Below are 25496 nucleotides of genomic sequence, written 5' to 3'. Positions count from 1 at the left end.
CGGTCCTGGACCTAGCGACGCTGGTAGACGATGTCCTTGCTACCGCCTTCGCAGCTGCCCACCACCTTGGCGGAGGCGCTGGCACTGCCCTTGTCCACCACCTCGAGGCTGTAGTGCGCCACCTGCTTGGCCTGCAGCTTGGCATCGATATCGGCCTTGACCGTGTCGCACGAGGTGCCGGCGGCAAAGGCGCCGCCGCTCAGGGCCAACAAACCGAGGGTGATCACGATTCTACGCATCTTGCCTGTCCTTTTGCGGGGGGAGGGAGGTCTGGAATGCTGCTCAGCTGGCTTCGATACGGAAGCCGATCTTCAGGGTGACCTGATAATGAGCCACCTTGGCGTCCTGGATATGACCGCGGATTTCACCCACCTCGAACCATTCCAGGTTCTTGACCGACTTGGCGGTCTCGGCGAGGGCGTTGTTGATGGCGTCCTCGACACTGGTGGTGGAAGAGCCAACGATTTCCAGCTTCTTGTAGGTGTGATGATCGGACATGAAACTCTCCTGGGTCAGCAATGACGGGCGCTGCAGCGGTTAGCCGGCAACGCGTTGACCGGTGTCGCGGTCGACTCGCCGGGAAGGGTGCCTCTGCCATTTGAGGCCGCGAAAGGCCCCGATAAGTTCACTGCCCAGGCTCTCGCCCACGGCTTTGCAGCACTTTCCAACGGCTCGGTAGTCACATTTCCTGAATCCGTCCATCCCAGGAGGTTGTCATGGCCCGTAACACCGATTACCAGGCGTCCATCGCCAGCATCGAGAACGAAATCAACAGCCTGCTCGACTCGCTGGCATCGCTGAAGAAGAACGCTGCACGCGAATCCCGCAGCAGTCTGAATTCCTTCAAGAGCACCGCTCGCGAAGCCCTGCACCATTCGGGCGATTCGCTGGAAGAGGTCTATGACGACGTGCGTCGCCTGACCCGTCAGTACGGGCGCGCCGCCAGCGGCGTGGCGCGCGAACATCCCTGGGCCACCGTCGGCATCGCCGCCGGCGTGACCGTCCTGGTCGGCTGGGCGCTGCTGCGCGGCGACCACTGATCGTGGCGGTTCGAGGCATCCTCAAGGGGTGCCTCGGGCGCTAGCGCTCGGCCAGCTCGGTTCTGAGCCAGGTCGCCAATCGCTCCACCCGTTCATCCGCCAGCCGACCCGGCGCCCATAGCGCCAACTCCGCACCGGTCGCCGCAAAACCCCAGGGCGCCACCAGCCGGCCCGCCTTCAGATCCGCCGCCACCAGTGGCTCCGGCGCGATCGCCACGCCCAATCCCGACAGCGCCGCCTCCAGCAGGTAATAGAGGTGCTCGAAGCCCTGCCCGTACTCCAGCTCCGGTGCCTCAAGGCCCTGGGTGGCGAACCACTGTGGCCAGGCCTGGGGCCGTGACAGGGTGTGCAGCAGGCGTTCCGCCAGCAAGGCCTGCAGGTCGCCGTCCCGCAATCTCAGATAGGCCGGGCAATAGGGGCTCAGCACCGGACCGATGCGCTCAGGCGCCAGGTGATAGGGCATCACGTCCTGTGGCGGCGCCGTCTCGGTGAACAGCAGACTGGCATCCAGGCCGGCGGCGGCCAGCGGGGTGTCGTCGGTACGGGTCGAAAGGTGCAGGCGCAACTCCGGCAGATCGCGATTGAGGCGATCCAGCCGCGGAATGAACCAGCGCGCCACCAGACTGCCCGGGCAGCCCAGCACGAAGGGCCCCTGGCGACTGCCGGCCTTGAGTTCGGCGCACACCTCACGCAAGCGCTCGAAGACCTCGCCACTCACCTCGCGCAGCCGCAGACCGGCTTCGGTCAACGCCAGACCACGGCCTTCGCGGCGAAACAGCGCCACCCCCAGTTGTTCCTCCAGCGCACGGATCTGGCGACTCACGGCGCCATGGGTCACGTGCAGCTCGTTCCCTGCGCGGCTCATGCCACCTAGACGAGCAGTGGCTTCGAAGGCGCGCAGGGCATTCAGGGGAGGCAGGTCGCGGGGATCGCTCATCTGTGAGATTTCCTGACGGGTCATCGCGATCTTATCGATTTATCAGCGGCACTCAAGCAGGTAAGGTAGATCCATCTTCGCAGGAGAATCCCATGACCCAGACCGCTTATCGCCAGGGCCCCGACGCTCAAGGCATGTTCGGCCAGTTCGGTGGCCGCTATGTCGCCGAAACCCTGATGCCGCTGATCCTCGATCTGCAGCGCGAATACGAGACCGCCATGGAGGATCCGGCGTTTCTCGAGCAGCTGGCCTACTTCCAGCGCGACTACGTCGGTCGGCCCAATCCGCTGTACTTCGCCGAGCGCCTGACCGAGCACTTCGGCGGCGCCAAGATCTATCTCAAGCGCGAAGAGCTGAATCACACCGGCGCGCACAAGATCAACAACTGCATCGGCCAGATCCTGCTGGCCAAGCGCATGGGCAAGACCCGCATCATCGCCGAGACCGGCGCCGGCATGCACGGCGTGGCCACCGCCACCGTGGCCGCGCGGTTCGGCCTGCCCTGCGTCATCTACATGGGCAGCACCGACATCGACCGCCAGCAGGCCAACGTCTTCCGCATGAAGCTGCTGGGCGCCGAGGTAATTCCGGTCACCTCCGGTACCGGCACCCTCAAGGACGCCATGAACGAGGCGCTGCGCGACTGGGTGACCAATGTCGCCGACACCTTCTATCTGATCGGTACCGTGGCCGGTCCGCATCCCTATCCGGCCATGGTCCGCGATTTCCAGGCCGTGATCGGTCGGGAGACCCGCGCCCAGATCCTGGAGAAGGAAGGACGCCTGCCCGACAGCCTGATCGCCTGCGTCGGTGGTGGCTCCAACGCCATGGGCCTGTTCCACGAATTCCTCGATGACACTGACGTCGCCATCATCGGCGTCGAAGCCGGCGGCCACGGTGTCGACACCAGCAAGCACGCCTCCAGCCTCAACGGCGGGATGCCCGGGGTGCTGCACGGCAACCGCACCTTCCTGCTGCAGGACGACGATGGCCAGATCATCGACGCCCACTCGATTTCCGCCGGCCTGGACTACCCCGGCATCGGCCCGGAGCACGCCCACCTGCACGACGTGAAGCGCGTGGAATACGTGCCGATCAACGACGACGAGGCGCTCAAGGCCTTCCACCAGACCTGCCGCCTGGAAGGCATCATCCCGGCGCTGGAAACGGCTCACGCCTTGGCCGAGGCCTTCAAGCGCGCGCCGCACCTGCCCAAGGACCACCTGATGGTCATCTGCCTCTCGGGCCGCGGCGACAAGGACATGCAGACCGTGATGAGTCACCTGGGAGACAAGCTATGAGCCGCCTGGAAACCCGCTTCGCCGCGCTGAAGGCCGAGGGCCGTGCGGCCCTGGTCACCTACACCACCGCCGGCGATCCGGACTATGACACCGCCCTGGCCATCCTCAAGGGCCTGCCGGCGGCCGGTGCCGACGTCATCGAGCTGGGCATGCCCTTCACCGATCCCATGGCCGACGGCCCGGCCATCCAGGCCGCTGCCCTGCGCGCCCTGCAGGCAGGTCAGAATCTGGCCAAGACCCTGGAGATGGTGCGCGACTTCCGGCGTGGGGAAGGCGAGACGCCGCTGGTGCTGATGGGTTACTACAACCCCATCCATCGCTATGGCGTGGAGCGCTTTCTGGCGGAAGCCGCCGAAGCGGGGGTGGATGGCCTGATCGTGGTCGACCTGCCGCCCGAGCACGACGCCGAGCTGGCGCTGCCAGCCCAGGCCGCCGGCATCGACTTCATTCGCCTGACCACCCCGACCACCGACGACGCCCGCTTGCCGCGGGTGCTCAACACCAGCTCCGGCTTCGTCTACTACGTGTCCGTCGCTGGCGTCACCGGTGCCGGCTCGGCCACCACCGAACACGTCGAGGCCGCCGTGGCGCGTCTGCGTCGCTTCACCGACCTGCCCCTGGCCGTCGGCTTCGGCATCCGTACCCCCGAGCAGGCGCGGGTGATCGCTCGCATCGCCGATGGTGTGGTGGTGGGCTCGGCCTTTGTCGATCAGATCGCCAAGGCCGAGTCCTCGGGCGCTGCCATCGACGGCGTGCTCGGCCTCTGCAAGCAGCTGTCGGACAGCGTGCGCACCGCGCGCTAGGCCCTCGCCAGCCTCGAAAAAGACCGCATCAGGCGGTCTTTTTTTATGCCCGGACAGCCTGCAAGCTGTGCATAACTTTGTGGGCATTCTGTTCGCTATCGGCGCAAAGCCGCGTGCCAGAAGGGCTGGGCAGGTATTGTCCCTGTTGATCGAATCCGCTACGACCTCACTCGGTGAGTCAGGCTGCGAACGCCGGACCGCCTTGCCGTCATTGCCCGACAGGTAAAGGCTGTGGATAAGCCTTGGGCAAGTTGTCAGCAACCGATCAGGCGGTTGTCCGGACAAAATTGTTCATTAAATAGCCAATTTCGTTCAGGTCGCTCAGGCGGCCGAAGGCGCACTCCGTGGTCCGGTTTTCCCACATCTGCTGTGTGCGTGCCTGTGGAAAAGATGTGGGACCTGGCCTGTACGCCATGGCTGGCAAGGCCTGTAGAGGATCGTACAAAAAATGATCAATCCTCTTTTAGGTGTTTTCCACAACCCACAATAGAGCTGCATAGGGCTGTGGATAGGTTGTTCGTCTAGTGCCAGAGGCCAGCGCTGGCGCGGCTTCCAGAGAATCGATCAAATAATGACCAGTTTTCCGGGTTATTCCCGAGTCAAGGGATTTCTGCTGCCAGCCCAAGGAGTTATCCACGTCTGTTCAGCGCCGTACTCAGCGATCGCCACTAAAAGCCCTGTGGATAAGTCTGTTGATTTTCTGTTTGGAAGCCTGTGTACGACAGCATTGGTCTAGCGCAGCGTCACCTGCTGGAGCAGGCCTGCGGCCGGCAGGGTGAAGGCGCATTCCTCGAAGGTGGCCATGCGCATGCGCAGTGGCGGATTGTTGCTGTAGCCGTATTGTTCGGTGGGCATGCCGATGAAATTGGTGTCCAGCGAGCTGTTGCCGTTGCTGTCGTGGATGACCGACACGGCATAGCGCCCGGGCGGCAGCTCGAAGCGCTGCTCCTGGGTACCCGCCTGCGCGGCGAGATGGGCCTGGGCCACGGGCGTCTTGTGCTCCTTCCAGGCCGCTTCGCTATCGAATACCGCCAGCAGCAACTGGCCCCCCGAGGCATCGACCGTCTCCACCCGTACCTGCAGTTCGGCGGCCTGCAAGAGACCGCTCAGACCGAGACCAGCGACCAGCAACAGAGACTTCATGGGCATTCCTTCAGCAGGGGGAGGGCAGCAGCCGCAGCAACTCGGCCGGTTGTTCGAAGAAGAGATCGGGTTGCTGCGCGCGCAGCGTCGTGGGGCAGCCATAGCCCCAGGCCACGGCGGCGCAGCCCAGTCCGGCGCGGCGAGCGGCCTGCAGATCGCGCAGTTCGTCACCGACATAGAGGGCCTCGGCCGGCGTGATCCCCTGGCGGTGGAGCAGGCGCTTCAGACGCCGCGTCTTGCCCAGCAGGGGGATGTCGAATTCGCCAGCGGTGAACAGGCGTCCGGCCTGGGGTAGCACCTGGTGCACGGCCGCGGCGGAGTTGGAGGTCGCCAGGCCCAGCTGCAGACCACTGGCCTGCAAGCGGTCGAGGGTGGCGGGAATCTCGGCGAAGGGCAGGACCTGAGCGCCACGCTGGACCAGCAGGCGGCGATAGTGCCGGGCGATGCGGGGCACCTGCCAGAGCGGGATGCCCAGGCTGTCGAGCAGACCGGTCAGGGAGGAGGCGCGCAATCGTGGCCACTCGTCGGCGGCTGGCTGGCGAAAGCCATGGGTCTGCGCCAGCTCGCCGAGACAGCTCAGCAGAAAGGGCAGGCTGTCCGCCAGGGTGCCGTCGAAGTCGAAGATGACGTAGCGATAGCTCATGCGAGAGAGGCGCGGTGGGCGAAGGCGCCAGCGTAGCGGTCGCCTCCCGGTTTTGCCACCGCGACGGGATCCGGCAGGGGCGTCCCTGCCGGTCAGGTCACACGCGGAAGCGGCGGATCTGGCCGTTGAGCTCCACTGCCAGTTCGGAGAGCTGCTGGCTGGCGGCGCGGGTCTGCTCGGCACCGGCGGCGGTCTGCACCGACAGATCGCGGATGCGCACCAGGTTGCGATCCACCTCGCGGGCCACCTGGGCCTGCTCTTCGGCAGCGCTGGCGATCACCAGGTTGCGCTCGTCGATGCCCGACACCGACTGGGCGATGGCGGCCAGGGCGGCGTTGGCCGACTGCGCCTGCTCGCGGGTCTGGCGGGCCTGGTCGGCACTGGTCAGCAGTGCATCGACGGTCTGGCCGGTGCCCTGCTGGATGCTACCGATCATGCCTTCGATCTCGCGGGTGGATTCGCCGGTGCGATGGGCCAGGGCGCGGACCTCGTCGGCGACCACGGCGAAGCCACGACCGGCATCACCGGCACGCGCCGCTTCGATGGCGGCGTTGAGCGCCAGCAGGTTGGTCTGCTCGGCGACCGAGCGGATCACGTCCAGCACCTGGCTGATGTTGCGGGTCTGCTCGGCCAGCTGGCGGGCCTGCTCGCTGGCACCCAGCACGTTTTCGGTAAGCACCTCGATGGCGCCCAGGGTATCGCCCAGCTGCCGCTGGCCCTGACGCGCGGTATCGGCGGCCTGGCGCGATTCGGACGAGGTGGAGGTGGCGTTGCCAGCCACCTCGTCCACCGCCTGGCTCATCTCGGTGACGGCGGTGGCCGCCATCTCGATCTCGCTGTTCTGCTGCTGCAGGCCGTGAGCGCTCTCCTGCATGACCGCGGTCATCTCCTCGGCGGCCGAAGCCAGCTGGGTAGCGGAGTGGCCCAGGTGGCCCAGGGTGTCGCGCAGATTGGTCTGCATCTGCTGCATGGCCTGCAGCAGCTGGGCGGCTTCGTCGTGACCGCGGGTATCCAGGGTCTGGGTCAGATCGCCATTGGCGATGGTCCGGGCGGCGGCGACGGCCTCGGCGATGGGCCGGGTCATGCTCAGGGTCAGGCGCCAGGCCAGCAGCACGGTCAGACCCAGGGCCAGGGCGATCACGATCCAGGTGATGGAGGTGGCCTGGGCATAGGTCTCGCCGGAGTGCTGGGAGGCGGCCTTGATGTCTTCCTGGTTGATCTTGCGCAGGGCTTCGGTGCGCTCGTTCATCTGCACGCCGAGCTGGGCCATGCTGGTCTGGATCAGGCTGCGGGCTTCGTCGAGCTTGCCGGCGCCGATCAGGTCGGCCAGTTGCGCGGTGTAGCGGACATAGTCGCCGTGGATCTGGCGCAGGGCATCGAAGGCCTGGCGTTCGCGATCGCTGCTGACGAGTTTTTCATAGCGACCGAAACCGGCACCGATATCGGCATTGATGCTGTCGATCTTCTTGCGTGTGTTGGCGACGGTGGCGGCATCCGGAATGGCCAGCAGACGCAGCACCTCGACCCGGGTGCGGGCCAGTTGCAGGGCGAGGTTGTCGGCTTCGACGATGCTGGGCACGTTGTTGGTCTCGATGACCTGGCCCTGGGTACGGATCTGCGACAGTTGCAGCAGTCCGAACAGACCCAGACTGGCCACGAGGATGGCCAGCAGGCCGAAACACAACACACTGCGAATGGCGAGGGAGAAGGAACGAAAGGTCACGGCGGCAGCCCCGGTGAAGAGTGAGGCCCCCTTTAACGGCTAGGGTCGCCGTGACTTGATGGTCATTCGTCCCAAATCTGACGGAAGTATGACCAGGGGCGGCCGGTGGTCAGCACTGGCCAGTCGTCAGCCGCGATCACGGCTAGAACTGGAAGCGCTGCACCTGCCCGCTGAGGGTCGCGGCCAGCGCCGCCAGTTGCTGGCTGGAGGCGCGGGTCTGCTCGGCACCCGCCGCGGTCTGCACCGACACGTCGCGGATGCGTACCAGGTTGCGGTCGACTTCGCGCGCCACCTGGGCCTGTTCTTCGGCGGCGCTGGCGATCACCAGGTTGCGCTCGTCGATGCCCGCGACCGACTGGGCGATGACGGCCAGGGCGGCATTGGCCGATTGCGCCTGCTCGCGCGTCTGGCGCGCCTGGTCGGCGCTGGTCAGCAAGGCATCGACGGTCTGGCCGGTACCCTGCTGGATGTCGCCGATCATGCCCTCGATCTCGCGGGTGGACTCACCGGTGCGATGGGCCAGGGCGCGCACCTCGTCGGCCACCACGGCAAAGCCGCGACCGGCCTCGCCCGCGCGCGCCGCCTCGATGGCAGCGTTCAGGGCCAGCAGGTTGGTCTGTTCCGCGACCGAGCGGATCACGTCCAGCACCTGGCTGATGTTGCGGGTCTGGGTTTCCAGCTCGCGAGCCCGGGCACTGGCACCCAGGACCTGCTCGGTGAGGGTCTCGATGGCCGTGAGCGTCTCGCCCAGCTGACGCTGGCCCTGAACGGCGGTATCGGCGGCCTGGCGCGAATCATTGGAGGTGGAGGAGGCGTTGCCGGCGACTTCCTCGATCGCCTGGCTCATTTCGGTGACGGCGGTCGCCGCCGATTCGATCTCGTTGTTCTGCTGCTGCAGGCCGGTGGCGCTTTCCTGCATGACCGAGGTCATCTCCTCGGCGGCGGACGCCAGCTGGCTGGCCGAATCGCCGATATGTCCCAGGGTCTCGCGCAACTGACCCTGCATCTGCTGCATGGCCTGCAGCAGCTGCGCCGCTTCGTCGTGGCCACGGCTGTCCAGCGCCTGGGTCAGGTCTCCCGCGGCGATGGTACGGGCCGCCGCTACCGCCTGGGCGATGGGGTTGGCCACGCTGCGCGTCAGGCGCCAGGCCAGCAGGCCGGTAAGGGTGAGGGTCACCAGGATGGCCAGCCAGGTCACGCTGTTGGAGCGTGCATAGGCTGCATCCGCATCCGCGCTGGCGGTGTGGATGTCCTGCTCGACGGCCTGGCGGAGCGTTTCTATGCAGGCGTTCATCCGCGTACCCAGCGGGCCCATGCTCTGCTGCACGACTTTACGGGCCTGGTCGAGCTGACCGGCACCGGCCAGGTCGGCGATCTGCTGCACGCCCTGCATGTAGCTCTGGTGCACCTGGCGCAATTCATCCAGCGCAGTGCGGCTCTTCGTCGACAGCAGCTCGTGCTGATAGCGGGCGAAGATGGCCTGCACCTCGGTGCTCAGACCGTCCAGCTTCTGGCGGGTGTTGGCCAGGGTCTGGGCATCGGGCATGGCCAGCAGGCGCAAGGTCTCGATGCGGGTGCGGGCCACCAGCAGGCTCAGGTTGTCGGCCGCGATCAGAGTCGGGATGTAGCGCTGCTCCACCTGATGACCCAATTGACGGATCTCCGACAGCTGGTACCAGCCGAAGAGGCCGAGCGCCGCGACGAGGACCGCCAGGATGCCGAAACACAGCAGGTTGCGGGTAGCGATGGACAGGGAGCGAAGAGTCATGACGGCCTGCTAGGAGGAGGGTTCGGAGTGCGAACAGGGTCACAACTTTAGGTGATGATTTGGCGAAAAGGCTCTAGGACGGGTGCGGCAAAAGCTCGCAGCATCAGAAAGGTCAGACGTTTGTAGGCTTCCGTGGAGTCCTAGCGACCCCACGGAAGGAGGGTCCGGTACGCGGTCAGTCGCCGCTGACCTGGCGCAGGTGCGCCGCCGGCGCCTCTTCACCGAGGTTGTTGAGCAGCCGCTCGCTGTACCAGTCGATGAAGTTGATCACGCCGAATTCGTAAGTCTTGGAATAGGGACCCGGCTGATAGGCCTTGGAATTGATGCCGCGCTGGTTTTCCTCGGCCAGCCGGCGGTCCTGGTCGTTGGTGGCATCCCAGACCTTGCGCAGATTGACCGGATCGTAGTCGACGCCTTCCACAGCATCCTTGTGCACCAGCCACTTGGTGGTCACCACGGTCTCAGTCGGACCCAGCGGCCAGACGGTGAAGACGATCATGTGATCGCCCATGCAGTGGTTCCAGGAATGCGGCAGGTGCAGGATGCGCATGGAGCCCAGGTCCGGGTCCTTGATGCGCCCCATGAGCTTCTTGCAGCCGGGCTTGCCGTCCATGGTCATGGACACGGTGCCGGCGAGCAGCGGCATGCGCACGATGCGGTTGCGCAGGCCGAAGCTGGCATGGGCGTAGGGGATGTTGTCGGCGTCCCAGCGGCTGGTGCAGGCGGCGACCTGATCCTTGAACGCCTGGGAGGCGCGCGGATCGGTGACGTCGTCCCACTCCAGCAGGGTGTTCAGCAATTCGGGGTGGGAGCCGCTGCAGTGGTAGCACTCGCGGTTGTTTTCCAGCACCAGCTTCCAGTTGGCCTGCTCGACCAGATCGGTGCGCACCGCGACCTTGGTGTTTTCCATGTCGTACGGCTCCATGTAGTGCTCGAGCGTACGCAGGAAGTCGTCGATGGCCGGCGGTTCGTCGGCCAGGGAGATGAAGATGTAGCCGCCAGCGGTCTTGACGTGAACCGGCTTGAGGTTGAAGTCGGCCATGTTGAAGTCGGCGCCCATCTCGGTGCCGGCGAACAGCAGGCGGCCATCCAGCTCGTAGGTCCACTGGTGGTAGGGGCAGACCAGCTTGGCGACCTTGCCCTTGTCGCTGACGCAGAGGCGCGAACCCCGGTGACGGCAGACGTTGTGGAAGGCGTGCACCTTGCCCTCGGCACCGCGGACCACCAGGATGGGGTTGTCGCCCAGCTGCAGGGTGATGAAGTTGCCCTTGGTGGGGATCTCGCAGGTCATGCCGGCGATCAGCCATTCCTTGCCGAAGATCTCCTGCATGTCGATCTGGAACAGGCGCTCGTCGTTGTAGAACGGCTGGGGCAGGGAGTAGGTGCGCTCGCGGGTGCGCAGCATCTCGGCCGTGGCCTTGCGGGCCGGATCGAGAGGGTCGCCCAAACTCAAGGTGCTGACGTCCATCGTACATCCTCGTGGCCACCGCGGCGGGTGGCGAAAGTGGTTGGTCACGGTATTGCAAGGCTATTGGCCGACGGGGCAGGGCCGCCGAATGACCCCGGTGTCGCCCGTCGCGCGCTGTTCAGGTTCGGCTTGGGGCGGAGTGTGGGGCCGGAACCGGGAGGGGGCCTTGCTCATGGGCGACATGGCCGACGCTGTTCACGACGCCCCAGCCCTTGCCATTGCTGGGCCGGTCGCCATCGGCATGTGGATGTCGCGATTGGGAAAGTGGCGGTCGTGGGGCCCTCCCAGAATCGCCGCCAATAGCCCCAGTGGCAGTCGAGGTGCGTCATGAATACCTTCCTCAACCCCGTAACCACCCAGACCTGGACCAATGGCCGCCACCCCGTGCGCTGCGTCAAGGTCATCCAGGAAACCTGGGACGTGCGCACCTTCTGCTTCACGGCCGAAATCCCGCTGATGTACTTCTTCAAGCCGGGTCAGTTCGTGACCCTGGAGCTGGAGATCGACGGCCGCCAGGTGATGCGCTCCTACACCATCTCCAGTTCGCCCTCGGTGCCCTACAGCTTCTCCATCACCGTCAAGCGCGTGCCGGGCGGCCAGGTGTCCAACTGGCTGCACGACAACATGAAGGTCGGCGACAACCTGGCCGTGCACGGGCCGGTCGGCCTGTTCAACGCCATCGACTATCCCGCCGACAAGGTGCTCTACCTCTCCGGCGGCGTCGGTATCACCCCGGTGATGTCCATGGCGCGCTGGTTCTACGACACCAACGCCAGCGTCGACATGGTCTTCGTGCACAGCGCACGCACCCCGCGCGACATCATCTACCAGGGCGAGCTGGAGCACATGGCGGCGCGGATCGACAACTTCGCCCTGAACCTGGTGTGCGAGCGCACCGAGCACGGCGAGTCCTGGGCCGGCTATCGCGGCTACTTCGACCGCCGCATGCTGGAGCTGATGGCGCCGGACTTCCGGGAGCGCGAGATCTTCTGCTGCGGCCCCACGCCCTACATGAACGCCGTCAAGGCCATGCTCCGCGAGCTGGACTTCGACATGACCCACTACCACGAGGAATCCTTCGGCGCGACGCCGCCGGAAGCCAAGGTGGAGGCGGCCGAGCAGGCCGAAGCCGCGGCCGAACTGCCGCCGATTCCCCTGGAAGCCCAGTGCAACGTCGCCTTCACCGAGAGTGGCAAGAGCGTCAACATCGGCCCCGGCGAAACCATCCACGGCGCCGCGGCCAAGCTCGGCCTGCACATCCCCAAAGCCTGCGGCATGGGCATCTGCGGCACCTGCAAAGTGCTCAAGAAGAGCGGCGAGGTGGTCATGGACCACAACGGCGGCATCACCGAGGAAGACGAAGCCGAAGGCTACATCCTGTCCTGCTGCAGCATCCCGCAAGGGGATGTGCAGATCGAGTTCTGAGGAGGAGGGCGGTTGGGCTGGGGCGGCTCCATCGCCGAAGCCCAGCCGCGCGGACTCATCCCTGGCAGCGTTGGGCTTCGCTGCGCTCAACCCAACCTACGGACGCTGGGCCAGGCCGTAGCGTGGACAACGGCGCGGCCTTGTCCACCAACGATCACACGCAGACCCTAGGCCGGCTGCCGCTCGCCGTAGCGCTGCTCCAGATAGGCGATGATGTCGTCCGACTCGTACATCCACACGCTCTGGCTGCCTTCGTCGATCCGCAGGCAAGGCACCTTCACCCGGCCACCGCCCTGTTCCAGTTCGGCGCGCAGCTGCGGGTCCTTCTTGATGTCCTTGAGGCGGATCGGCAGGTTCAGCCGATGCAGCGCCCGGCGCGTCTTCACACAGAAGGGGCAGGCCTGGAACTGATAGAGCGACAGATTCGCCAGCTCCGCCTCGATGGCAGCCTGAGCCTGCTCAGTGCGCTTAAGCTTGCGTGGCCGGGTCACCAGATCCAGGCCGACGATCACCTGGCCGAGGCCGTTGCGTAGCAGATTGATCAACGCGATTCACCTTGAGGGTCGTTCGAGCCGGGCAGTTTACCCTATCGCCCCAGGACTGCCGCTCCGCCAGTCGTTACGGAACGTCACCCGCAGGGCAGGGCTCTACTAGAGGGATTAATTCCTCTATGGAGACCTGTTGCATGCCGCTGTCTTCCGCAGAGCGCGAAGCCTTTCGCCAGCTCGCTGCCGATCTTCCGGGTGTCGATCTTCCGGTCTATGAACAGTTCGCCAAAGACCCGCTGGACCCCATCATCGGTCTGGGCGATCCCGATGCGCCGCTAGGCTTCTTTGGTCGCGATCCGGGGCGGGACGAGGTGAAATACGGCGAACCCTTCATCGGCAGCGGCGGCCAGATCGCCCGCAAGGTCCTCTATACCCACCTGCACGGCCAGCCCCCGGCCGATTTCGAAGCCACCCGCAGCCTGAGCCAGCAATTCTTCTGGACCAACACCGTGCCCTACAAGCCGCTTGGTAACAAAGCCTGGTCGGAACGGGTGAAAAAGACCTTCCACCCCCTGATGCGCCGCCTGCTGATAGAGCACTGGCACGGCACCCAACTCATCACCCTCGGCCGCGAAGCCTTCCTCTGGTTCGGCATCGGCCAATCCAGGGAGGAACGCGCCCGCCTGGAAGCCTTCTGGAAGAGCGAAGAGCGCTTCGAAAACAGCATCGAGGTCACCCTGGAAACGGAGGAGGGCATCCGCAAGACGCTAACGCTCTATCCGCTGCCGCATCCGTCGCCTTTAAATCAGACGTGGTATACGAGGTTTCCTGGGTTGCTGGCGAGTAGAGTAGAAGAGCTTCTCGCATAGAATTATAAGGAGTTTAGGTAGTACTCGGCTTTAGATTTGTATTTTTTAATCAAGCAATTTAGCTTGGAGGTTTCTTCGGCTCGCGTTCCCAAGCTCTCAATGCTTTCGAATAGACACGTTTTTTCAATGAAATTGTCCCAGGCGATGCTGGATTCCCCAAGGTTTTTAATCTTTTCTGCTTGCATTATTGGATCATCTCCATAGAATTTTTTTGCGTTGTTGTAGGCTGTGGTAGCGTCTCGCCTTGCCATCTCTAACTGAGATTTTAGAACGTTTTCATCTGCTTTTTGCTGCTTGAGTTCTATTTCTAAATTAGCACTTGTACTATCTACGACTGACATAAAGGCAAATAGTGCCATGGTTCTGTACGTTGTACTGCGCATGCTTATAGTTCGAGTCCGTAATTTTTGCGCTACTGATAGTTTAAGATGCTTTTAAATTTTTCCAAACGAGCGAGTGAGCCTTTCTGGGTTTGGGGCATCGCTAATATTTTGTAATCGCCGCCTTTGTGAGTGATGATAATGCCTGCCTCATAGTCGTTATTTGTAAAGGAGATGCCATACTCTCCTTTGGGATCATTTGTCTCACTTCTTGCTATTACATAACTGTTGAAGGAGAAGTTTTTCCATGGGCTGGAGCTGGCTTCAGCAGGGTAGGTCAGCTGTATATGGCTTCGAGCTCCATATCTATAAAAAAGATAGTTGTCTTTAGGGTTCACACATATAGATGCGGTTTTCTGCTTGCTTCTGTTTTGAACCAAACAATTGTATCTTCCTCGTGTAGGTAAAGTCCATTGTCTGTGCGAGCAGCTGCTTCTTGAGTTGCAGCGCCTGCGTATGTGAAAGCAAGAAAAGTTAAAATATGCTCAGGTATATGTGTTTGAGGAAGCGTTAATAATTGACTTGATGGCTTTATTTTTCGCGATTTCTTGGCTTTCCTGCGAGTAGGATGGAGTGCATTTGGTTTGCCGTCACTTTGAATTAACTCTAAGTAATTAGATAAGTCCTTTGAAGCTTTCTTTCGCTATAGATGAATGCGCATAACGAGCTATCAATCGGGGTTGTCACTTATGGTTAGCGTGGGCATTTATAAAACACGATTTTTTTCTTTTGGAAAAAATCAGGATTTTCTTTCCAGTATGTTGTGCTGCTTCTTTTATTGTAAAAACCGACCCACTCAAAGATAAATTCTTCATCTGACCAGCTTTTTATTTTGCCGATAGCTTTGTCTTTTGAGAAATTTTCCCAGTCAAGCTGCATTCCCCCTGAACCCAGATCCAATACTTCGTCAAAATAAACAGCTGTATCGTTTTTTTCAGTGACAAGCTTGGCCTTTATATAAATTTGATTGGAGTTGACTTCCAGTTCAGCAGCTTTATGGCTAACTATCTGAAATCCTTGCAGGGCCTCGCAGTCAGGTGACCAATGACCCGTAAACTCATTTTTCTCATCTGCATTTGATAGAGGATAAGCACTAAAAAGTATAGTGAGAAATAGTAATTTGATGCTTTTGGTGATGATTTTTTTCATAAGTAGGTACTCAAAAAACCTTTCCTTAAATAGAGTTCTGTTCGGCCTTCAATTTCTTCTTTTAGAAAAATTTCATAGCTCTTGAGAGACTCTTCCATAGTTTTCACAGGCTGGCCATAAGGGCTAGTCGGCAAGCTTGCCCATTCAGTACTGCATTTCTTTATGGCTTCTTCGATTTTTCCATCGCAAATCGTTAGAAGTGGATTTGATCGTATTTTGTATCTTAATAGAGCAATGCAAAACCGGTCCTGAGATTCGGGTGTAAAATCCTTGATCTGTAGTTTCTCGCGGATTCTTATCATGGCTTTGTCGTTCCAAGTATACGCCATCACTTGATAGGCGCCTGCCGCTGAAGATGTATAACCCTGTCTCCTTATTTTTATATTTGGATGGTTGTCGAAGTTTTTCGAATAATCCTTTATAAAGGACTGTCCGCCGAAAAGTTTTTCGTAACCAGACTTTCCAGAGGTCCCCTCGCCAACTCTGATCATTCTGATAAAGGCGCGAACTCTCAGTTCTCTCATATCGCTTTGTGTGGCTTCTATTAGGATTATAGGATGAAAATGCCACGGATCTTTTATATGTGTTCGAATTGTGCTGGCTACTTGGCTCCACCAGCTAATCGTTTCTATTTTGCTCTTCTCCTGCTGCCATGCAAAATTCGGATTTTCTTTAAAGTTCCCGACTAGCTTATCTAGATCATCCCAATAATTTGGTTCGTAGATCCACTCTGTTCTATGTCTTACAGCTAATCTGCAAATAGCTTGGTATGGTGAGAGTTTTTTATAGCTTGTGGGTTTATAAGAATGTGAGTTGCTCTCTGTGTCCTGTTTTCTTAGGATACTTTCAATTTCTTTTCTGGTTGGATCTAAGGAGGCTTCGCTAATTAAATTTTCAAATTCTCTTTTTTCTTCATAAGAAAAGGATTCAGCTGTATTTAAGTGGCGCGCAAGTTTTGCTGCTGGAGTAACATTGTCTACTAAAGTCTTATAGTCAACCCACTCCCACGGACTATGTCTGCTAGTAATCAACTCCTGCTCGCAAATCCATCCATCAATGGGTTTCCCTTCACCATCCGCCAGTCGATCCTTCAGATGCCACCAGCGCACTTCCGGCGTGCAAATGCCACCTTCGTTTCGTGCGGGTACGACGACCTTGTCGGTAGCGGGCAAGGTCTCCAGTTGAGCCTGGCTGAGGATGAGGTCCACGCCCACCTGTACGCCTGGATCACTAATCCGCGGCGGATGGTTGGCATCGATATTGGAGCGGTGGGTGATCAGCTTGCTGGCGCCAGCATGGATTTTCAGCAGGGTTCTTTCGCTTTCCGGCAAACGAGCAGCCCAGGCCCGGCTGCGCTCAATGAAGGCGGGAACGTCGTCGCAGCTGAAGGTCTCGAGGTGGATCTGCTGCCGACCTTCGTATAGGCCTGGGTGGCCGAGCAGAGCGCCGGCCTTGATGGGAAAGGGCTGGTCCAGGACAACTACGGTGTTCTGTGCCTTGGGCGCGGCTTCCGGTTCGAGGTAGCCGCGCGCGACGTAGCCCAGGCCGGTTTGGGTACGCCTGGGGCGAAGGGTCAAGCCGTTATCGAGGATCTCGATGATCTGGCACCACTCGCCATCTCCGGCAATCCGTATCCGGCTACCGTTGGCGAGTTCGGCCTGGACTGGCGCATTAGCCCGTGGCTCTTGGCGAACATTGAGTTTGCCCCCCTGGGTCCGTACACGATAGCGATCGTTACCCCAGAAGGCCGGTCGGGGCAGGGTGGGCTTGGCTTCGTAGCCGGCCCAGTCCAGCAGGTGCATGTAGAGGCTGAAGAAGACCAGCGAGGGAGGCGTTTCGGTGCCGTTGGGCAACTGCGGAGCTTCCAGGCGGTGACGTATCAGGACGAAGCTGGTGGAGTAGGTCTTGCCCTCCGAATCCGCCTCGGTCGCGAAGCGATGAACCCTGTCGTCGATACGATAGGCGACCACCTCGCCGTCCGCGATGCAGTGAATGCGAGACTGATCCAGAAAGGCTGAGGTGCCTTCGTCGAAGTGGATACCGCCGTGCCAGAGGCCATTACTACCCAACAGATAGGTACCACCCTGGGCATGGGCGAGTGCCTGCTGATAGAGCTGGGGATCGGTGACGTCCTGGCCGCCTTTCGCCTTGAAGGGATAGGCCCAGTTTTCCACTTTGGGCTGGGGTACTGTGTGGTTGCTGGTCATGCTGCTGTCCTTTGCAGAGGCCGCGTCGTCGCGGCAGGTCCCTCGAGTGGTCGGGTCAGACGGAAAAATGGAGCATTCGCTGGGGCCTTGCGTCCTGGTGCTGCGGTTCGTTGGCAAGCGCCAGCTGGTTTGAATCGCCAGCCGTGCCCGGCTGGGTGGTACCTGGTGCTCGCGGTCGCTGCAGGGCGATGCCCGAGCCTTTGCCGGGTGCGCCGCCGGCATTCAGGCGAGCCAGGGGACCGACCAAGGTGATACCGCTGGGTTCGAGCTTGATGAAACTGCCACCGGCAGTCAGGGTAAGTTCGGTGCCGGCCTCGATGACGACACGATCACCCGCCTTGATATGGATTTCCTGGCCGGCCTCGACGAACTGGCCGCTGCCCAGCTTGAGATGCTGACTGCCGCCGATCAGCAAGTGATCGCTGGCCTTGACCTCGACCTTGCGCAGGCTATGGACGAGGCGGTGCTCTTCGGCGTGCAGCTCGCTGTGGCTGTTGCCATGGATACGCTGGTAGCGCTCGTGGCCGATCTCGCTACGGTGGTCGTGGCGGATGTGTTCATCCCAGTCGCGCTGGGCATGGACGTGGATTTCCTCCTGCCCCTGGCGATCCTCGATGCGCAGTTCGTTGTAGCCCTGGCCGCCTGGGCTACTCAGGCTCTTGAAGGTGCTCCGGGTCTTGTCCCTGGGTAGTTGTACCGGTGGCTGATGCTCGGCGTGGTACAGGCAGCCAAGGATCAGGGGCTGGTCGGGATCCCCTTCGAGAAAGCCCACCAGAACTTCCATGCCGACCCGCGGGATGGCCAGGGCACCCTGGCGATTACCGGCCCAGTTGCTGGCTACCCGTAGCCAGCAACTGGTGCGTTCGTCTGCCTGCCCTTCACGATCCCAATGAAACTGGACCTTGACCCGACCCAGGGCATCGCAATGGATCTCTTCCCCAGCCGGGCCGGTGACCACGGCGCTCTGCTGGCCGAGCAGGCGTGGCTTGGGATGACGGGGCAGGGGGCGAAAGGGCAGTTGCCAGGGAATGGCGTGGAAACGATTGCGGTAGCCCTGACTCCAGCCATCGTAGTCTGGCAGCCCCAGCAGTGCCGGGGTACCCAGGCCTTCTTCCAGCACCTGGGGTTGGTGGCCCTGATGCTCGATACGGGTGAGCAACCACAACTGGTTCCAGCTTGCGCGGGGATGCTCGGTCAGGGGTAGGAAATGGCCGCTGGCCAGACGCGGCTGATCGCCGTGGCCCTGGGCTGTCTGGCTGTCGACGCGCAACGCCTCGAGGCCGCGGGCACTGAGCTGCTTGCCGCGATTCCGATCGCGAAAGCCGGCAGGAAAACGGTAGCTTTCCAAGGTCGGCTGCTGCTCGAGGTCGGTGCGGCTTTCCAGGCGCAGCCGGGGCTGCAGGGGATCCTGATCGCGCAGGATCAGCTGGGTGCTGCGGGTCTGGACTCCGACTTCGAGTCCGCGCACGACGGGATGATCGGCGACCTGACCGCTGCCTGGATGATAGGGCGTGGCGGCGAGACGGGGAAAACTGGTGGCGTCATCACCGAACACCAGCACGGCGCCGTCAGGCCGGTGCTCGAAGTGGTAGTGGATGCCTTCTTCCTCGCACAGGCGATTGAGGAAGTGCAGATCGCTCTCGCCATACTGCACGCAGTAGTCGCGCGCAGGATAGGGCGTTGGGCCGAGTGCCAGGCGATAGGCACCCTCCAGGATCCCATGCTCTTCGAGCAACCTGGCGAGGATCTGGGGCACCGCGAGGTTCTGGAAGATCCGCGAGTTGGTACGCTGGGCCAGATAGGTCAGACGGGGAACCAGTTCGAGCCGATAGCGGGTCAGGCGTCGTCCTGAGTCACCCTGAACGATGGCGCCCAGCAGTCCGTGAAGGCCCACGTCCATAGGACCCAGGCCAAGCCAGGCGGGACGGTTGAGCAGGTCTTCCAGGGCCCAGTCGGGCTTTTCGCTGACGACTTCCACCTGCAGACGATAGGGTTCGTTGAGGGCTTCCTGCCCATGGAACGCCAGCACCTGAAAGTCATGGGGCAGGCCCGGCAGGGTCAGGGTGAAGCGCGGCGCATTGGCGGGGCTGAACATGGGGTGTCTTCCTGACAGTGAGAGGTTTCACGTGGAACGCGAGAGCAGACGCTGCCACCATGGCTGCGGAGGCGCCGGCGCCTGCCACGCGGTGCGCCACTCGCCGAGGTCCTGTTGGCGGCGGGCGGGATCGATTTCCAGGGCTTGGCGAAGCACCTGCCAGGCGTCGGTAGGCATGGCCGCTGGCCGTTCGGGTTCGATTTGCAGGCTGCGTGCCTGCTTGGCGCTAAGGCGGCGATAGGGATGCTTGCCGGTTGCCAGTTCATAGAGCACGCAGGCGCAGGCATAGAGATCGCCCGCTGGGGTCAGCCGTCCGTCTTCGAGCAGTTCGAACGCGGCGTAGCGCACCGTCCAGGCATTGAAGCGTGCACGACTCAACCGCGGCAGGCCGGGCAGCAGGTCTTCGCAGGGCTGACCAAGACCGAAATCGAACAGGCGCAGACCGCTCTCCGTGAGGATCACGTTGCTGGGCTTGAGATCGCCATGCAGGACGCCGTTGGCGTGAGCGAACTGCAGGGCATCCAGCAGCGGCAGGGCGATCTCCTGCAGTTCGGTCCAGTCGAGTCCCTCGGGACGGTCACAGAGCAGGGCATCGAGCGTTGGGCCGCGCAACAGCTCAAGGGTGATGAAGGCGCGCTCGCTGCCAGGGTCGATCTCGAAACCATGCAGGCGAACGATATGCGGATGGCGCAGCCGTACGGTCAGGGCGAACTCCCCATAGAGCAGGGCGTTGGCATCGCCGTACTCGGCGAAGTCGTCGTTGAGCACCTTGATCGCGACCTGGGGTGCGGGATCACCATACTGCTCGCGCAACAGGTCGCGGGCGCGGTAGACGGCGCCCATCCCGCCAACGCCCAGCAGGCTTTCCAGTCGATAGCGGCTGCCCAGCACATCGGACAGTGGAGCCAGCTGGCGGGTAGCAGCCGTCGTGCTGGGAGAAGCGAAGGCGAAGTGGGTGAGACCGTCATCGACGGCTGGATCCTGAAGGTTCATGCAGCCTCCCGAAGATGGATGACGATGGCGGTGAGGTTGTCGCGCGCGGGGCCTTTGAGCACGCCATCGAGCAGGCGCTCCAGGGCCAGGGCGGGCGAGGGCAGCGAGAGTGCGGCGCCCAGGGCGCGCTCTTCCAGGGCATCGTGCAGGCCGTCGCTGCTCAACAGCAGGCGGTCCCTGGGCTGCAACTCGAAGCGGACGATGTCCAGGGCCAAGGCCTCCCGGGCACCCAGCGCCTTGGTCAGGGCGCGGGCGCCCGGATGGCGGGCTGCCTGGCGGGGACTGAGGCCTTCGACATCGATCAGGCGCTCCAGCAGGCGATGGTCGCGGGTCAGCTGGTAGAGCCGTTCGCCACGCCAGAGATAGGCGCGACTGTCACCCGCCCAGATGCAGGCCGCCTCGCCTCCACTGACCACCAGCGCCACGACCGTGGTGCCGATCAGGCGCTCGGTACCTTCGGCCAGTACCGTGAGATCCTGGGTGAGTCGTCGATTGATGTCGTGAAGCACTCGGCGCACCTGTTCCAGACGCTGGTCGAGCCCACCGCTTAAGGGCGTCTCGGCCAGGCGCTCGATAGCCAGGCGACTGGCGCGCGCACCGTCCTGATGGCCGCCCATGCCGTCGGCCACCGCCCAAAGGCCGTCGCTGGGGCGCTCTAGCAGCGCATCTTCGTTATGGGCACGTACCTTGCCCGGATGGGTACGGGCAATGCTCAGGGCCGTCGCCATCAGAGTCGCTCCGGCAGCCTGAAGCCGCGCAGGGTGGCCACGTCGAAGGGGTTGGGCGAACGCTGACTGGACAGCAGATAGCCGGCATGGCGGCCCTCCAGGTCGGCCTGCACCAGCAGCACGTCGCGGGCGCTGTGCTGTTGTAGCTTCATGCGATCCAGCAGGCGGAACAGCGACCAGGCGCTACCGTCCTGCTCCAGGCCCACGCGGCGCCCACCCAGCTCCTCCAGGACCAGGGTCGTCCTCAAGGCATCGTTCTGCGGCCAGCGAAAGGTGGCGGCGACGATGGGGCCATGGCGGTATTCCAGACGCTCCTTGCCGATATTGAGGTCGGCGCGGGTCAGGCTTGGATCCAGCGAATAGGGCTCGAGCTTGAAGACGATGCCGGGCTCGGCCGGATTCTCGGCAAAGAAGCCGCGCCTGATCTGCTGGGTGCGGCTCATCTGGGCGAGGAAGTCCCGAGACAGCGGCAGGCTGTGGCCATCAATGCTGCGCGCGCGATAGGCGTCGCTCTCGCCGCGAACCACGAAGGGCTTCAGATAGGTCTCGAAGAAGCTGTCGGCGATACCCTGGGCCTTGAAGAATTCGCGGAAATCGACCAGAGAGACATCGCTTTCGCTGTCGGCCTTGAACGGGTAACGCCTGTCCAGGCCGTTGCGATAGCTCGCCAGCAGTTCACTCTGGTAACGCCCATTGATGTAGTCGTAGGCGCCGGCCAGGATCAGATTCCAGCTGTCGTCGACCAGCAGACCGAGCCAGCCGTTGACCGGGGTGGGCAGCCGGCCGGCGGCATTACGCAGGCTGTTGAGTGCGTCGCGGTTGCCGGCCATGCGCGCCTTGGCCAGTTCGAAGGCGGCCTGCTCCGGAGCGCTGGCGTGGGCCAGGCCTGCCAGTTGTTGCTGGAGGTCATTGAGTGCCGCCATGGCCGGAGCAAGGTCGGCCACTGCAGCGCCCTGGTCGTCGAGCAGCCGATGCAGATTCTCGAAGCGGCTCTGCAGGCTGCGGCGCGCGGTGTCCGGCAGGGCTTCACCCTGGCTGGCCGCCGCGGCGAGGCGGGTGTTGTTGCGGACTTCGGTCAGGAGCTGCAAGAGCGGCGAGTTGGCCGAGGTGAGTCCGGCCAGCAGGGTGGCGCCCTGGTTGGCGTCGCCCACGGGTTGCAGCGTGATCCGGGCGAGCGCATCGCTCCACTGATTGGCGTAGTCGCGGAAATAGAGTTGCTCGAGTTCCCCTTGCAGGTGGCGCAGGTCCATGCCGGTGATGCCGTCGCCATCGCCCAGCACCCAGTTGTCGGCGGCCAGCTCTTGGATCACGGCCAGGCCCTGGGTGGAAAAGGTCTGCGCATAGCCCTGACGGGTATAGAACCCGGGGATGGGGTAGTCGGCGCCTTCGAAGGCCAGCGCCTGGGCGCCCAGCTGCTGGCTCAGCCGATAGATCGGCAGGCCGCTGGCCTGGTCGCGCAGGATGCGATAGACCACCGCGGCCAGGGATTCGCTGCGCAGTACCTGGCGCGCCTGGGTCACCAGCTGGGTATCCACCGGATAGGCGCCAAAGCCCTGCTCCAGCAAGCGCGCCAGATGGGTATCCAGACTGTTCTGGGTGAGGGCGTCACCCGGATAGCGCTGGGACCAGTCGGCGGCGGCCCAATCGCGCAGGGTGCGGGCGTCGCGGCGTTCGGGCAGTTGCAGCATCAGGTAAGCCCGCAGGTGACCGATCAGCCGCTCCCGGTCGCCGAGGCTGCCACGGATGCGCTCTTCCAGCTGCGCCTTGAGCCGCGGCAGCAGATAGTTGTCGAGGGCCTGGTGATAGGCGGCCTCGGTGACTGGGCGTACGGCCTCTCCTTGATAGAGCCCGGTGCGTTCGCGCAGCGGCGTAGCGTCTGCGGCTGGAAAGACCTGGGTGCCGGCATAGGCGTTGTCCAGTATCGGCAGCACGGCACGGGCATCGGCGTCGGCCTTGAGCTGACTGCGCGCTTGCACACCGTGCTGCACCAGGTCGCGCAGGCGCTCCAGTCGCGCGTGATTGCCGGCGAAGCTGCTGGTCCAGAGCGCCGCACCCAAGGCCAGGCCGGCCAGGGCTGCGGCATAGAGACCCCGCTGCCCCCAGCTCAGGCGGCGCAGCTCGCGCTGGTCCAGGCCAGCCAGAGCCGCCTCGGGAAAGATCACGCGACTGAACAACTGGCGGATGAAGCGTGGCTGGCCGCTACGGTATTGGGGCAGCAGGCTGCTGGGCAGACCGAGCTGATCGCCGATGCCCTGGGTCTGGGCGTCGAGTGGCTGGCTCAGCGCCGGGGTGCTGGTCAGGTAGAACCCGCGTAACTGGGCCGCGCGCTGGTAGCGATTGCCCGCGAAGGCCAATTCGACGAAGAGGGCGAGGCCATCGCCCAGACGATCGAGCTGATGTGGGAAGTCGAGGATCTGGCCGCGGCGCTGGCCGTCGCGCTCCTGATGGATACGCGGGATGACCTGGCTGTTGAGGCGGCGCAGCAGTTCCTCGAATTCCTGGCGCAGCACTCCGGGATCGGTACCGTTCTGGGCTTCACGAAAGGTGGTGCCCAGGACCTGCTCATTTTCCTCGCGAGAAAGACCGTCGAAGAAGGCGTCGAAGCCAGGCAGGTGATCCGCCTGGGTCAGCACCAGATAGACGGGGACTTCGACCTTGAGCTGGCGAGCCACCTCGTGCAGGCGGGCGCGTACCTGACGTGCCAGGGTTTCCAGGGCGACTTCGTTGCCACTGGCCAACTGAACTACCGGGATAGCAATGAGAATGCCATTGAGCGGGCGCGTTCGCCGCTGGCGCCGTAGCAGTTGCAGCAGGGTCTGCCAGGCACTGCTGTCCACCGGAGCGTCGCCCTGGGTCAGGTAGCGGCCGGCGGTGTCCAGGAGCACCCCCTGTTCGGCGAAGTACCAGTCGCAGTGACGGGTGCCGCTGACATCGCGGGTCAACCGGGAACGCTCTGTATTGAGCGGGAATTCCAGACCGGAGAAATCCAGCAACGAGGTCTTGCCGGCACCCTCCGGTCCCAGTAGCAGGTAATGCGGCAGTTCGCGCCGCCAACGCTGGCTGCGTCCCCGATAGAGGCCGGCGCCATGCAGGGTGCGGTAGGCGTCCCGGGCGCGGGACTCCAGTTCGTGGGCCTCGTCGTCGATGCGCTCGGCGCGCAGCTGATCGTGCTGGCCCGCTTCGGTGGCGAGACGCTGCCGTTGCTTGCGCTGCTGCCAGCCCTGCAGCAGCGCCATGACCAGGCCCCAGGCCAGGAACAGACCGCAGAGGGTGGCCAGGCGGTGGGTGACCGAGGCCCAGGGGCTGTGGCCGGCAAAGGCCAGCAGAGGACCAAGGGTCCAGACCATGCCGCCCAGGCCCAGGGTCACGAGCAGCGTCCAGGTCCAGGGACGGCGCAGCATGCGCCCGAGTGCAATGATGAATCCTTTCATGGGTGCGCTTCCGTATCAGGCGTGGGGCGGGGCGGCCACTGGCGCGGTGACCGCAGGACCACCGGGATAGCCTTGCAGCAGGCCGTCGCGCTGCTGTTCCAGCGCCAGCCTGAAACCGCCATAGAGGGTGGCAAGGCAGATCAGGGTGAACAGCGCGACGAGCCACCAGGGCACCAGGCGGACCAGCCGTCGTGGCCGGGCATCCAGTCCCTGCCAGTGCGGCGACAACTCGCGCGGCACATCCCCACGCAGCTGGCGAAGTTGCCGATAGAGGCTGTCGCGGATGGCTTCGAGTTCGAGCATGCCGCGCGGCAGCACCCGATACTTGCCTTCGAAGCCCAGCGCCAGGCAGAGGTAGAGCAGCTCCAGCAGAGCCAGGTGCTTGGCTGGATTGCGACTGAGGCGTTCGAGCAGCAGAAAGAACTTTTCGCCGCCAAAGGTCTCGTTGTGAAAGCTGCTCAGCAGGCTGAGTTGCGACCAGTCACCGGCATTGCCCCAGGGGGTGGTGACCACCGCCTCGTCGACCGTGGTGCAAAGGGCATAGCGAGCGGCCATGACCTCACCGCTGTCCAGCCCGCTGGCCAGGGCGCGCTGTTCGAACAGCCGCAGGCCGGCGGCCAGGCGCTCCTTGAGTACATGCAGGTCTTCCGCGGCGTAACTCTGGCGCAGGCGCACCACCTCGGAGAGCAGTGGCGCGGCAGCGCCTATCATGGGATTGATGCTCAGATTCAGGGTCTCGCCCGGTCGCAGGCGTGCCGCCTGGACCATGCGTTCCTCCAGCTGGGCGTAGCGTGGTGGCTCGGCAAAGTCGGTGAGCGGGCTGCGGGGTGTGTCCGGCCCCTGGGCGTGGCGACTCAGCACCACGGTCCTGTCGTCCCGGCCTGCGTCGGTTGCGGTCTGCATGC

At 63.0% G+C, this 25496-nt stretch carries 23 protein-coding genes; 5 read left to right on the top strand and 18 right to left on the bottom strand.

The genetic code is table 11. The annotated features are described in order from the left end of the window. Window positions 1-11 precede the first annotated feature (11 nt). On the bottom strand, window positions 12-239 hold the full coding sequence (locus DBY63_RS07925) for a DUF1161 domain-containing protein (protein WP_108582735.1): 228 nt from the start codon (window positions 237-239) through the stop codon (window positions 12-14). A 43-nt stretch (window positions 240-282) separates the two neighbouring features. Beyond that, complete coding sequence (locus DBY63_RS07920; RefSeq protein ID WP_007160169.1) at window positions 283-498, bottom strand: dodecin; 216 nt, start codon at window positions 496-498, stop codon at window positions 283-285. Window positions 499-716: 218 nt separating this feature from the next. On the opposite strand from DBY63_RS07920, the gene DBY63_RS07915 reads away from it, so the two are divergent. After that, entirely contained in the window at window positions 717-1040 is a 324-nt protein-coding gene (locus DBY63_RS07915; RefSeq protein WP_007160170.1) for a DUF883 family protein, read from the top strand. A gap of 40 nt (window positions 1041-1080) precedes the next feature. Here the strand turns inward: DBY63_RS07915 and DBY63_RS07910 are convergent, their stop codons facing one another. Further along, a complete protein-coding gene (locus DBY63_RS07910; RefSeq protein WP_108582736.1) occupies window positions 1081-1977 on the bottom strand; it encodes a LysR family transcriptional regulator in 897 nt (298 codons plus the stop codon). Between the two features lie 92 nt (window positions 1978-2069). Here DBY63_RS07910 and trpB point away from each other — a divergent pair, with 92 nt between their 5' ends. Further along, complete coding sequence (gene trpB / locus DBY63_RS07905) at window positions 2070-3278, top strand: tryptophan synthase subunit beta (RefSeq protein ID WP_027600526.1); 1209 nt, start codon at window positions 2070-2072, stop codon at window positions 3276-3278. Beyond that, window positions 3275-4081, top strand: coding sequence for a tryptophan synthase subunit alpha (trpA, locus tag DBY63_RS07900; RefSeq protein WP_007160173.1), 807 nt, complete (start codon window positions 3275-3277; stop codon window positions 4079-4081). Before trpB ends, trpA begins: the two co-directional genes overlap by 4 nt. Before the next feature lie 732 nt (window positions 4082-4813). Here trpA and DBY63_RS07895 read toward each other — a convergent pair. The 5 genes from DBY63_RS07895 to gbcA form a co-directional block, all read right to left on the bottom strand. Beyond that, window positions 4814-5224 carry a DUF2141 domain-containing protein gene (locus tag DBY63_RS07895; RefSeq protein ID WP_108582737.1) on the bottom strand — a complete coding sequence of 137 codons (411 nt, stop codon included), beginning with the start codon at window positions 5222-5224 and terminating at the stop codon, window positions 4814-4816. Between the two features lie 10 nt (window positions 5225-5234). Continuing rightward, window positions 5235-5867, bottom strand: a complete 633-nt coding sequence (locus DBY63_RS07890; protein WP_027600528.1) for an HAD hydrolase-like protein — start codon at window positions 5865-5867, stop codon at window positions 5235-5237. Window positions 5868-5964: 97 nt separating this feature from the next. Further along, the gene (locus tag DBY63_RS07885; protein WP_027598758.1) at window positions 5965-7590 is read right to left on the bottom strand and encodes a methyl-accepting chemotaxis protein; all 1626 of its coding nucleotides are present in this window, start codon (window positions 7588-7590) and stop codon (window positions 5965-5967) included. Window positions 7591-7732: 142 nt separating this feature from the next. Further along, entirely contained in the window at window positions 7733-9358 is a 1626-nt protein-coding gene (locus DBY63_RS07880; RefSeq protein WP_108582738.1) for a methyl-accepting chemotaxis protein, read from the bottom strand. Window positions 9359-9533: 175 nt separating this feature from the next. Further along, window positions 9534-10826 (bottom strand): glycine-betaine demethylase subunit GbcA, encoded by a 1293-nt coding sequence (gbcA, locus tag DBY63_RS07875; protein ID WP_027598760.1) that lies wholly within the window; start codon window positions 10824-10826, stop codon window positions 9534-9536. Between the two features lie 327 nt (window positions 10827-11153). On the opposite strand from gbcA, the gene DBY63_RS07870 reads away from it, so the two are divergent. Next, a complete protein-coding gene (locus DBY63_RS07870; protein ID WP_027598761.1) occupies window positions 11154-12251 on the top strand; it encodes a hybrid-cluster NAD(P)-dependent oxidoreductase in 1098 nt (365 codons plus the stop codon). A 167-nt stretch (window positions 12252-12418) separates the two neighbouring features. On the opposite strand, the gene DBY63_RS07865 is transcribed toward DBY63_RS07870, so the two are convergent. After that, window positions 12419-12796: a glutathione S-transferase N-terminal domain-containing protein gene (locus DBY63_RS07865; RefSeq protein ID WP_042134870.1), complete on the bottom strand. Its 378-nt coding sequence runs from the start codon at window positions 12794-12796 to the stop codon at window positions 12419-12421. A gap of 140 nt (window positions 12797-12936) precedes the next feature. On the opposite strand from DBY63_RS07865, the gene DBY63_RS07860 reads away from it, so the two are divergent. After that, entirely contained in the window at window positions 12937-13608 is a 672-nt protein-coding gene (locus tag DBY63_RS07860; protein WP_108582739.1) for a uracil-DNA glycosylase family protein, read from the top strand. A 2-nt stretch (window positions 13609-13610) separates the two neighbouring features. Here DBY63_RS07860 and DBY63_RS24720 read toward each other — a convergent pair whose 3' ends face one another. The 9 genes from DBY63_RS24720 to icmH form a co-directional block, all read right to left on the bottom strand. Then, window positions 13611-13967, bottom strand: a complete 357-nt coding sequence (locus DBY63_RS24720; RefSeq protein WP_146750243.1) for a hypothetical protein — start codon at window positions 13965-13967, stop codon at window positions 13611-13613. A gap of 53 nt (window positions 13968-14020) precedes the next feature. Next, complete coding sequence (locus DBY63_RS24715; RefSeq protein WP_146750242.1) at window positions 14021-14326, bottom strand: hypothetical protein; 306 nt, start codon at window positions 14324-14326, stop codon at window positions 14021-14023. A 355-nt stretch (window positions 14327-14681) separates the two neighbouring features. Next, on the bottom strand, window positions 14682-15137 hold the full coding sequence (locus DBY63_RS24710) for a hypothetical protein (RefSeq protein ID WP_146750241.1): 456 nt from the start codon (window positions 15135-15137) through the stop codon (window positions 14682-14684). Next, complete coding sequence (locus DBY63_RS07850) at window positions 15134-17344, bottom strand: SH3 domain-containing protein (RefSeq protein ID WP_108582740.1); 2211 nt, start codon at window positions 17342-17344, stop codon at window positions 15134-15136. The genes DBY63_RS24710 and DBY63_RS07850 overlap by 4 nt, the downstream gene beginning before the upstream one ends. Window positions 17345-17399: 55 nt before the next feature. Further along, window positions 17400-19439 carry a type VI secretion system tip protein TssI/VgrG gene (gene tssI, locus DBY63_RS07845; protein ID WP_108582741.1) on the bottom strand — a complete coding sequence of 680 codons (2040 nt, stop codon included), beginning with the start codon at window positions 19437-19439 and terminating at the stop codon, window positions 17400-17402. A 27-nt stretch (window positions 19440-19466) separates the two neighbouring features. Then, the gene (locus DBY63_RS07840) at window positions 19467-20432 is read right to left on the bottom strand and encodes a serine/threonine-protein kinase (protein WP_108582742.1); all 966 of its coding nucleotides are present in this window, start codon (window positions 20430-20432) and stop codon (window positions 19467-19469) included. Beyond that, window positions 20429-21160, bottom strand: coding sequence for a PP2C family serine/threonine-protein phosphatase (locus DBY63_RS07835; RefSeq protein WP_108582743.1), 732 nt, complete (start codon window positions 21158-21160; stop codon window positions 20429-20431). Before DBY63_RS07835 ends, DBY63_RS07840 begins: the two co-directional genes overlap by 4 nt. Beyond that, complete coding sequence (tssM, locus tag DBY63_RS07830) at window positions 21160-24591, bottom strand: type VI secretion system membrane subunit TssM (protein ID WP_108582744.1); 3432 nt, start codon at window positions 24589-24591, stop codon at window positions 21160-21162. Before tssM ends, DBY63_RS07835 begins: the two co-directional genes overlap by 1 nt. 15 nt (window positions 24592-24606) lie before the next feature. Then, window positions 24607-25494: a type IVB secretion system protein IcmH/DotU gene (gene icmH, locus DBY63_RS07825; RefSeq protein ID WP_108582745.1), complete on the bottom strand. Its 888-nt coding sequence runs from the start codon at window positions 25492-25494 to the stop codon at window positions 24607-24609. Window positions 25495-25496 lie beyond the last annotated feature (2 nt).

The sequence above is a fragment of the Pseudomonas sp. RIT411 genome (genome assembly GCF_003057735.2).
GTDB classification, from domain to species: Bacteria; Pseudomonadota; Gammaproteobacteria; order Pseudomonadales; family Pseudomonadaceae; genus Chryseomonas; species Chryseomonas oryzihabitans.
The sequence above is the reverse complement of the archived record's forward strand: the minus strand, read 5'-3'. Positions and strand labels throughout refer to the sequence as shown.